This window comes from Streptomyces sp. NPDC045678 (assembly GCF_056432085.1).
In genome coordinates this window covers 71,131-80,367 of record NZ_JBWKJS010000013.1, presented here as the reverse complement: position 1 = coordinate 80,367, position 9,237 = coordinate 71,131, and the positions used below count along the sequence as shown (strand labels likewise).

Sequence of the window (9,237 nt, the reverse complement as noted above, 5' to 3'; positions counted from 1 at the left end):
GCCCTTCCCGCGCACGCCCTGTGCGCCTTGGGTGGGGAGGGCCGGTCGCCGTCGCAGGGGGCCGGCCGCCGGGCTGGGGGAGCGGGTCCCTGGGGGAGGCTCCCTAGCGGGTCGCAGCCCCGCCGCCCCCGGCCCTCCCGCGGCCCCGGCACCACGCAGGCCACCACCGGGAACAGCGTGCCGTCCAGCCCCTAGAGGGGTGGACGGATCCGCGCCTACAATCACCGTCATCTGACGGGTACGCCCGTGAGGTCTCGAGCCCCCGCCAGGGGTGGGTGCGTTGTCGGCTGCTCCGTCCCCAGCCCGCGGGGGCTCCCTCATGCCCACCCGCCCCGCGCCCGAGCGCGGCGGCCGAAAAGCGTACCCCTGGGCGCGTTAAGGGCTGGTGAAAAGTCAGGCGCCCCTCACCATGTGACCCCTTTTGCTGTCACAGTGGCATCCCGGTCCGACTGGCAGCCAGGGCCGGGGCGAGGGTCCGGCCACAAGGGGAGCGCCGGGCGCCTCGGACCTTCCCACCTGCCAGAGGAGCGGAGTCGTGCCATGCCTGGAGCACGCCCGGATTCCCCGCCGGGGCCCGGCCCCCTGGGGGACGTCGTTCACCTCGACCACCGGCGGGCCGCCGGCCCGGTGATGCCCGTCGACGGCAACGCCGCGGCCGCGTACCAGCCTCGTGATGACGTGAGCGCCGAGCAGTCCCTCGCCGTCACCGTCGAAGCGCTCTTCGCCCAGCGGCACCGCACCCTCACCGACCCGCAGACCGCCGAGGCGTTCCGCACCAGCCTGGACGGGGTGCAGCTGCTGCTGTCCGGCGCGCGCGCCCAGGGTGTTCTCGGCGAGGAGGCGTACACGGAGCTCACGTCGATGCTCGCGCACATGCGGAGCGCACCCGACTTCTTGTGAATATGCCAGGAGCTGACGCTCCGTAAGGTACGTGAATAGGTAACAACCCGGCACACGCCGTTGATCAACACTGACTTTCCGTTCAACAACGGCCACTTGCGTGCCATCATGGGGCGTCCGGAATAACCCGGAGTGAGCAACTCCGGCCCCCCGGCGCGCGCCCCTGGCTCCCCCCACGGCTCAGCACCGCGCCCTGCGGGCCGCCGATGGATTGGGGACACCATGGGCCTGTCGGGAGACACGGACAGCACCGCCAGCCGCATGCGGCTGATCGAAACCGAATTCATCACCCCCCGCCGCACCGGCGACACCCTCGGCCGCCGCGCCACCACCAGCGCGCCCGCCGCACCCGTCAACCTCGGCATCCTCGACCACATGGCCGCCAGCGTGAACGAGGTCGTCGACTTCACCCGCGCCGCCGCCCCCGACGCCGGCCCGCCCCCCGCCAAGGCCTCCGCCGTCTACGCGTGGATGGCCGACCATGCCGAGCACCTCGCCGAGGAGAAGAGACGAGACGCCGAGGTGCTCGTCCTGCGCCAGGGCCTCGAGCACGCCGCCGCCATGGGCGAGGAAGACGCCGTGCGCAGCTTCGCCCGCCGCCAGCCGTGCCCCAGCTGCCGCTGCTACGGGCTCTTCTGGCGCCCCACGCCCCGGCTCGCCGCCTGCGTCAACCGGAACTGCGCCGGGCCCCGCCAGCCTGCCCGCACCTTCACCCTTGCCCAGCTCGCCCGCCAGCACGTCGAGGCACGGGAATCTCTCGCCCGCCGTGCAACCTGACGGGCCCCACGTCGGTCTACGTACCAACACCGGATTTTGCACACTGCAACACCACAACCCGGCCCCGCAGTTGGGGTCACCGTTTCGGCCGGGGGGCGCTGCGAACGCCTGGTCCTACCGAGACAAGGGGGCCACTTCGTGGCCGTACAGCATCTCGTCCCAGCGGACTGTGACCTGATCTCTCTCAGGGAGGCCCAGGCGCTCTTTCAGGAGACGCCACACCCCATGTCGCTCAGCACCCTGAAACGCCTGGTGGCCCGCTACCGGCTCGACACCACGCGCATCGACCGCGCGATCCACGTCTCCTACAGCGACCTCCTCCAGGCGCACCGCGACGAGATCGACCGCCAGGCCGCCGCCCGCGGTCTGCCGTGACCTGACCCCGGCGCCAGTTCAGCCCTGCTCCCCGGACCCCGGAGTGGGGCCATTTTCATGCCCGCACGGCAAACCATTGTGCTCACAATGACTTATGGGTTACCTTGGGTGGGCCGACAACGACAGCCCCACCAGCGGGCGCTGACGGACCCCAGTCACGAACGGAGCCCAGCCGTGGCCGTGATGACGCACACCCAAAAACACCCCACCACCAGCACCTACACGGCCCTCACCCCCGCCGACCAGGACCGCTTCGACCAGCTCATGGAACAAGCCGACGCCGCGGGCCCCGCCGACTACGCACCCCTCATGGACGCCCTCGCCGCCCTCACCGGCCTCCCCAAGGGCGAGATCCGCAAGTGCGGCTGCTCCTGCTGGTGCCCCACCGTCTTCGACGCCGACGACCCCGACGCCCACGTCATCGAGGAGTCCGGCGGCTACAACCTCGCCCGCCACCAGTGCCCCTGGTGCGCCGACCAGCACCCCGAAACCGCCTGAGCCGCACCGCCAGCCACCACTAGGGGAGACCCACATGCGTAGCACCACCTCAGCCGCCGGACAGCAGACCCTGATCGACATCCCGCAGGAGATACCGAACCTCGCCGACTACGACGTCCTCCTTGTCGCGAGCAGCGCAGGCAAGGACTCCCAGGCGATGCTCGATCACGTCGCTGAACTCGCCCGCGACGCCAACGTCATGGATCGCATGGTCGTCCTCCACAACGACCTCGGCGAGGTCGAGTGGCCCGGCACGAGCGAACTCGCCCAGGAGCAAGCCGAGCACTACGGCGTCCGCTTCGAGATGCGGCATCGCGAGCAAGGTCTCCTCCTCGACCAGATCCGAGACCGGCACTACAAGCTCCGAGCCAAGGGCGACACCTCCACACCAGCATGGCCGTCCTCCGCTGCCCGGTACTGCACCTCCGACCAGAAGCGGGGGCCAGCCCGCAAGCTCATCACTCAGCTCGTCAGCGAACTCGGCCTCGGCCGGCAAGCCCGCGTCCTGTACTGCCTCGGCATCCGCGCTCAGGAGTCCAGCGGTCGAGCCAAGAAGCCGCACCTGGAACTCGACAAGGCCGCCACCTCCGGCGTCCGCGAGGTCACCACCTGGCATCCGATCCTTGACTGGACCGAAGACCAGGTCTGGGAGCGCATCCGCACATCCGGTGTCCGCTATCACTGGGCCTACGACAAGGGCATGAAGCGGCTGTCCTGTTCCTTCTGCATCCTCGCCTCCCGCGAAGACCTTGCCTGCGCTGCGCGCCTGCGCCCCGACATGGCCCGGAAGTACTTGGAGTTGGAGCAGGAGGTGGGCCACACCTTCAAGGCCGACCTGTCCATGGCGGAGATCGTCGCCGAGGCCGAAGCGGCTGCCTGACACTCCCCAGACCGCCCGGCGGCGGTCGAGCCCCGACCTCCCGCCGCCGGGCTGAACAACCCCGCCAGGAGCCCAATCGTCCACGCCCCCACGGGGCCTGACACCCAGGAATAGCCCCCATGGCCCGATTGACCAAGGAACAGTCCAAGCGACACCAAGAGGCGTGCGCCCTGGTCGAACTGGACCGCAGTCTCACCGAAGACGAGAAAGACTTCGTCCTGGAGCACTGGCAGGAAGCAGCAACCGCCACCCACAACCTCGACGGAGCCTTCTTCACCCCGGAAGGCCTCGCCCGGGACCTGTCCATCGAGGTCGCTGGCGACCGCATCATCGACCTGTGCGCCGGCATCGGACGCCTCGCTTACGGCTGCCGAGACCTATGGGGCCGCCGCTGGAACAACGAGCAGCCCCGCCAGTTCGTGTGTATCGAGAAAAACCCCGACTACGTCAAGGTCGGCCGGAAGATCCTCCCCGAAGCCGAGTGGATCTGTGCCGACGTTCTCACCGTGCCTGGCATGGACCTTGGACGGTTCGACACGGCGATCAGCAACCCGCCGTTCGGCAGCATCAGGCGCAGCGGTAACGCACCAGGCTACTCCGGCCGACGCTTCGAGTACCACGTCATCGCAGTGGCCTCGCAAATCGCCACGTTTGGCGCGTTCATCATCCCTCAGGGCTCCGCGCCCTTCCGGTACAGCGGTGACCGCCGATACCGCGAAGAGATCGACCAGGAATGCGCCGGCTTCCAGGAGCAGACCCACATAGACCTCACGTGCGGCGCCGGCTTCGACACATCCACCTACCGCGACGAGTGGCGAGGCGTAGCCCCAAAGGTCGAGATCGTCACCTGCGACTTCACCGAGCCGATGCGGTCCGAGGACGTCAAGCCAGTCACCGCTGCCGCGCCCGTCGAAGCAGTCGCAGCGCGGCCCCGGAAACCGACGACCACCATCCACCTCCCCGGCGAAGGGCCAGGGGACGAGCAACTCACCTTCGACGTATCCGCCGCCTGAAGGGGGCTGCCATGACCCTCACCCCCCTCACCGACCCCGCCGACACCACCACTATCACCGCCGACCTCTACGGACTCCCCACCGGCCGCCTCACCACCCGCGGCAACGCCGCCCACGCCTTCGTCGACCAACTCGACGACCTCACCACCTGGCTCACCACCCGCGGCGGCTACACCACCCGCGAACGCGCCGGCGGCGGCGTCACCCTCTGGACCCTCCGCACCACCACCGAACCCCGCGCCGACGGCAGCCGCACCCCCGTCTTCGTCCACACCCTCGCCCTCGACGAAGAACCCGTCCCCGACGAACTCACCGAAGCCCTCAACTAACCAACCCCCCACGCCCCCACACCACGGAGCACCACCCAGAACAGAACCCGGACGGAGACCGGCCATGGCCACGAAAGCCCGCGCGCGCACCAAGAAGACCACCCCCAAGAAGCGCCCAGCCCCCGCGCCCGCCCGGACCTCCACCGCCGAACTCCGCGAAGCCCTCCCCATCCGGCCCCTCGGCCCCCGCTCCCCAGGCGAACTCGCCTGCGCCCGCGCCGCCCTCGCCAACGCCACAGCCCGCCTCCCCATACCCGTCCGCGCCTGGCACCCCCTCCCCGACGGCCACGCCTACGCCCACCTCGGCGACACCGTCCTCATCCACACCGCGCACCGCGCCCCCCTCTTCACCGCCTACACCCCGTGCCCCAACGGCGCCCACCACCAGCACCCGGTAACCGGCCAGCCCACCCTCACCGAAGCCCGCACCCTCGCCGCCCGCTGCACCACCGGGCACCACGACGAGCAGCACGTCGACACCGTGAAGCCGCCGAAGGTCCTGCAGCTCGGCGAAGGCCTTCGCCGAGCCCGCGCCAGCGCCAGTGAGACCGCCGAACTCTCCGCCCGCGACATCGCCGAAGGCCTTGCCGCCCGCGCGGCCGCCGACCAACCCAAGGAGCACCCCGAAGCATGAGCGAGGAACAGCCCGACTGGTACACCGCCGTACAGCAACGAGCCCACGCCGAAGCCGCCACCGTCCCCGAACCCACCGTCAAGGCCGTCGAGTACACCGTCAACTGCGTCCCAGAAGACGACCTCGACGGGCACCTCTTCGAACTCCGTGTCCAGTACCGCGGCGACGACCGCTACGCCGTCATCAGCGGCGGCCAGATGTGCCTCGGCGTTGACGGCACCTGGGACTACGGCGTCAAGGAGTACGACCGCGGCGACGACTGGCTCAACGCCCACCGCTTCGACCTCGACACCGCCCTCCGCCACGCGAAGGAACAGGCCCGGCTCGTCACCGTCAACGGCCACACCGTCGCCGACGCCATCACCATGCGGCAGAAGCAGGCCGAATGCGATGGGTAAAGGGCAGCCGCTTGAGCGGAACCCGAATTGGAAGGGTGGCCGCTCCATAGCCTCCAACGGCTACGTCCTGGTCAAGCGCCCCGACCACCCCCGCGCCGACTGCCGCGGCTACGTCTATGAGCACATCTTGGTAGCCGAGCAGCTGATAGGCCGACCGGCCGCAAGGGCGAACAGGTCCACCACAAGAACCACATCAAGACCGACAACCGGCCCGAGAACCTCGCCGTGAAGGCCAGCAGGGCCGACCACGCTGCGGAGCACCGCAAGCGAACCGACCTGCGCGGCGTGAACGAGCCGAACGTGACGGTCGCCTGCGCCTGCGGATGCGGCCAGACCTTCCTCAAGTACGACGCCACCAACCGGCCCCGCCGCTACGTCAGCGGCCACAACACCCGTAGGAGCCCCAAGCCGTGACCAACATCGAGTGGACCCAGCAGGTATGGAATCCTACGACCGGATGTGACCGCATCAGTCCTGGATGCCTGAATTGCTATGCATTGACCATGGCTAAGCGCCTCAAGGGCATGGGGCAGGCCAAGTACCAGAACGACGGCAACCCGAAGACATCCGGACCCGGCTTCGGCATCACCACGCACGCCACCGCCATCAGGGAACCCCTGCGATGGAGGAAGCCCCGCCTCGTCTTCGTGAATTCCATGTCGGATCTCTTCCATCCGGGAGTTCAGACCGCAGACCTGCATCTGATCTTCGGCGTGATGGCTGCCACCCCGCAGCACACCTACCAGGTCCTCACCAAGCGACACGGCCGCATGCGCAGCCTCCTCAACGACCCCCAGTTCGCCCACATGGTGCACCACCGCGCCGAAGCCGTCTTCGGCAAGCCCGTAACCGCCGGCTGCCCCTGGCCACTTCCGAACGTCCACCTGGGCGTCTCCGTGGAGAACCAGAAGTGGGCCGACATCCGCATCAAGCACCTGATGCAGACCCCAGTAGCCGTCCGCTTCCTGTCCCTGGAACCCCTCCTTGGCCCGGTACGCCTCCACCGCGGACACGCCTACTGCCCCACCCACGACTCCTGGGGCGGATTCTGCTCCGGCCCGTGCCACGACCTCATCCGACCCGACTGGATGATCATCGGCGGGGAGAGCGGCCCCGGAGCCCGCCCCTTCAACCCCCAATGGGCCGCCGACCTCATCGACGACGCCCGCCAGGCCGGCGCCGCACCCTTCGTCAAACAGCTCGGATCCGTCTGGGCCCGCGACACCACCGTCAACGGGAAGACCGTCGCCGCCCACGGCGACACCAAGGGCGGCACCCCCGACTACTGGCCAGCCCACCTCCGCGTCCGCGAGTACCCGAGCGCCCACAAGCCCACAGCCGCGCGGGAGACCACCCCCGGATACGACATCGCCCTCGCCGCCGCCCAACACGAAGACGACACCGCCTACATCCGCCAACTCGCCGCCGAACTCACCCACGCCCTCAGGCCCGACCGGTGAACGCCTGCCTGGCCGGCTGCCACGGCAAAACCCGCTTCCCCAGCAGACGCACCGCCCGACGCCGCGCCCGACAGATACGCGGCACCGGCGGACCCGCCTTCACCACCTACCGCTGCCGCTGGTGCGGAGCCGTCCACCTCGGTCACGCGCGCGGCCACGCCACCCACCTCCGCTCCGGCCCCCACGGCCCCATATCCGTCCAGGAGTACGCCGCGTGACCCTCACCGCCCCGCCCCATGCACCCGACGGCCCCCACGTCATCGGCATCGACCCGTCCCTCACCGCCACCGGCATCGCCTCCACCCGCGGATGGTGCGAAGTCATCGGACACCCCAAACGCGCCAAGGACCCCGGCATCACCCAGCTACCGCACGCCAACCGACTCGCCGCCATGCGCACCGTCCTCGACAACGTCCTCGCCGCGGTGAAACACCCCGACCTGGCGGTCATAGAACTGCCCGCCGTGTCCCGCAGCGGGGGAGGAGCCCACGAACGCGGATGGCTCTGGTGGCAGCTCTACAACCAGCTCCACAAGGCCCAGATCCCCATTGGGCTTCTGTCCCCCAACCAGCGCGCCCTGTACGCCACCGGCAAGGGCAACGCAGGCAAGGGAGCCGTCGTCGACGCCGTCGCCCGCCGCTTCCCCGCCTGGACCACCGACGGCAACGACAACGCCGCCGACGCCGTCGCCCTCATGGCCGCCGGCCGCGACTGGCTCGGCCACCCCATCGCCGACCTCCCCAAGACGCACCGCGCAGCCCTCGACAAAGCCGTCTGGCCCGCCCTCGACCTCACCGGAGCCCTCTCATGACCACCGAGACCCGCCGCCCTACGAGTCATGCCGCCCACAGCGCCGACTGGCGCCGCCGCCCCGCGACCGCGAGCGAGTCCTGGCGGGACCGGGCCGCCTGCTACAACCGGCCCGAGAAGTGGTGGGACGGCGACGACGCAGACGTGACCGCCCGCGCCCGGCAGATCTGCCGCACCTGCCCCGTACTCGCCGAATGCCTGGCCGAGCAGATGCGCAGCGAGGCCTCCACGATGTGGAACCGCACGCTGGTCCGCGGGGGCCTGACCGGGCCGGAGCGCACGCAGTTGTTCCTCGACGAGCGGGAGGACGGGCCGTACGACGCCGAGGAAGCGCGCCTCCTCGCGCTGGAGGCCGAGGCGTTCAACCGTCCCGTCGCCGACGTCGTGCCGGAGGGCACGTCGGAGTCCACGGTGCGGCTCGCTGCCCGGCTGGCGGGGGAGGAGGTAGAGCGTCGCCTCCCGCCGAGCGCGGTGGAGTTGCGGGGCGGCACGGCCAAGCAGCGCGCGTTCGACCGGGCCGACGACATCCTGGCATGGCGTGCGGACGGGGTGTCGACGAAGGACATCGCCCGGCGTCTGGGTATGGGGCGCCCGTCGGTGGAAGCCGTGGTGCGCGCCTACCGGCCCATCGAGGAGGAGTTGCACAAGGCGGCTGAGAGTGAGGCGTGGGCCCGGAAGCGGGAGCAGTTCCTGAACGGTCAACTGAAGTCCGCGGACCTGTCGGAGGCTGAAGAGCTGGCCGCGATCGGCTGGGCAGTCGCGCGCGGGCGGTCCTTCGCCCAGATCGACCGGGACCGCGGGGTCACGAAGAACACGACGGCGCAGTTCGTGTCGAGGCGGAGGCGCGCGTACGCGGCGCGGGGCGAGGAGTTCCCCTTCGAGTCGCCGACCAGCAGCCAGCTGACTGTCCGGCAGGTGGTCCGCATTCGGGAGCTGTATGCGCAGGGAGGCGTCACCGACCTGGAGCTCGGCCTTCGGTTCGGTGTGCCACGCAACGTCGTCAGTCACGTGCTGAGCGGCAAGAACTACCGGCACGCGGGCGGTCCGATCAGGAAGGGCCCGGACCCGGAGTCGGTCAGGGCCTCCCGGAAGTTCAACGCACGGCCCGACGACGCGGAGCTGCCTGCGCGGGCAGCCAGCTGACCACTACACAGGAAGCAGGA

General features: G+C 69.9%; 14 protein-coding genes and 1 pseudogene. All 15 read left to right on the top strand.

Going from position 1 to position 9,237, the window contains the following annotated elements; all coding sequences use genetic code 11:
- Window positions 1-540: 540 nt before the first annotated feature.
- Complete coding sequence (locus tag AC07DO_RS36220; RefSeq protein ID WP_479066109.1) at window positions 541-900, top strand: hypothetical protein; 360 nt, start codon at window positions 541-543, stop codon at window positions 898-900.
- Between the two features lie 222 nt (window positions 901-1,122).
- Window positions 1,123-1,677 (top strand): hypothetical protein, encoded by a 555-nt coding sequence (locus tag AC07DO_RS36215; protein WP_479066107.1) that lies wholly within the window; start codon window positions 1,123-1,125, stop codon window positions 1,675-1,677.
- A 225-nt stretch (window positions 1,678-1,902) separates the two neighbouring features.
- Window positions 1,903-2,052, top strand: a complete 150-nt coding sequence (locus AC07DO_RS36210; RefSeq protein WP_471327182.1) for a hypothetical protein — start codon at window positions 1,903-1,905, stop codon at window positions 2,050-2,052.
- 174 nt (window positions 2,053-2,226) lie between these two features.
- The gene (locus tag AC07DO_RS36205) at window positions 2,227-2,550 is read left to right on the top strand and encodes a hypothetical protein (protein ID WP_479066105.1); all 324 of its coding nucleotides are present in this window, start codon (window positions 2,227-2,229) and stop codon (window positions 2,548-2,550) included.
- Window positions 2,551-2,584: 34 nt separating this feature from the next.
- Window positions 2,585-3,430, top strand: coding sequence for a phosphoadenosine phosphosulfate reductase domain-containing protein (locus AC07DO_RS36200; RefSeq protein ID WP_479066103.1), 846 nt, complete (start codon window positions 2,585-2,587; stop codon window positions 3,428-3,430).
- Window positions 3,431-3,549: 119 nt separating this feature from the next.
- Window positions 3,550-4,443, top strand: a complete 894-nt coding sequence (locus AC07DO_RS36195) for a class I SAM-dependent methyltransferase (RefSeq protein ID WP_479066101.1) — start codon at window positions 3,550-3,552, stop codon at window positions 4,441-4,443.
- Window positions 4,444-4,454: 11 nt separating this feature from the next.
- On the top strand, window positions 4,455-4,772 hold the full coding sequence (locus AC07DO_RS36190; RefSeq protein WP_479066100.1) for a hypothetical protein: 318 nt from the start codon (window positions 4,455-4,457) through the stop codon (window positions 4,770-4,772).
- Between the two features lie 64 nt (window positions 4,773-4,836).
- Window positions 4,837-5,406, top strand: a complete 570-nt coding sequence (locus AC07DO_RS36185; RefSeq protein WP_479066098.1) for a hypothetical protein — start codon at window positions 4,837-4,839, stop codon at window positions 5,404-5,406.
- Window positions 5,403-5,804: a hypothetical protein gene (locus tag AC07DO_RS36180; RefSeq protein ID WP_479066096.1), complete on the top strand. Its 402-nt coding sequence runs from the start codon at window positions 5,403-5,405 to the stop codon at window positions 5,802-5,804. The genes AC07DO_RS36185 and AC07DO_RS36180 overlap by 4 nt, the downstream gene beginning before the upstream one ends.
- A gap of 168 nt (window positions 5,805-5,972) precedes the next feature.
- Window positions 5,973-6,029 (top strand): annotated as a pseudogene (locus tag AC07DO_RS36175) (HNH endonuclease); the annotation flags it as partial.
- Window positions 6,030-6,218 carry a hypothetical protein gene (locus tag AC07DO_RS36170; protein WP_479066094.1) on the top strand — a complete coding sequence of 63 codons (189 nt, stop codon included), beginning with the start codon at window positions 6,030-6,032 and terminating at the stop codon, window positions 6,216-6,218.
- Window positions 6,215-7,264 carry a DUF5131 family protein gene (locus AC07DO_RS36165; protein ID WP_479066092.1) on the top strand — a complete coding sequence of 350 codons (1,050 nt, stop codon included), beginning with the start codon at window positions 6,215-6,217 and terminating at the stop codon, window positions 7,262-7,264. Before AC07DO_RS36170 ends, AC07DO_RS36165 begins: the two co-directional genes overlap by 4 nt.
- Window positions 7,261-7,482 carry a hypothetical protein gene (locus tag AC07DO_RS36160; RefSeq protein WP_479066090.1) on the top strand — a complete coding sequence of 74 codons (222 nt, stop codon included), beginning with the start codon at window positions 7,261-7,263 and terminating at the stop codon, window positions 7,480-7,482. The genes AC07DO_RS36165 and AC07DO_RS36160 overlap by 4 nt, the downstream gene beginning before the upstream one ends.
- Window positions 7,479-8,075, top strand: a complete 597-nt coding sequence (locus AC07DO_RS36155; protein ID WP_479066088.1) for a hypothetical protein — start codon at window positions 7,479-7,481, stop codon at window positions 8,073-8,075. The genes AC07DO_RS36160 and AC07DO_RS36155 overlap by 4 nt, the downstream gene beginning before the upstream one ends.
- Complete coding sequence (locus AC07DO_RS36150) at window positions 8,072-9,217, top strand: WhiB family transcriptional regulator (RefSeq protein WP_479066086.1); 1,146 nt, start codon at window positions 8,072-8,074, stop codon at window positions 9,215-9,217. Before AC07DO_RS36155 ends, AC07DO_RS36150 begins: the two co-directional genes overlap by 4 nt.
- The last annotated feature ends 20 nt before the right edge of the window (window positions 9,218-9,237 follow it).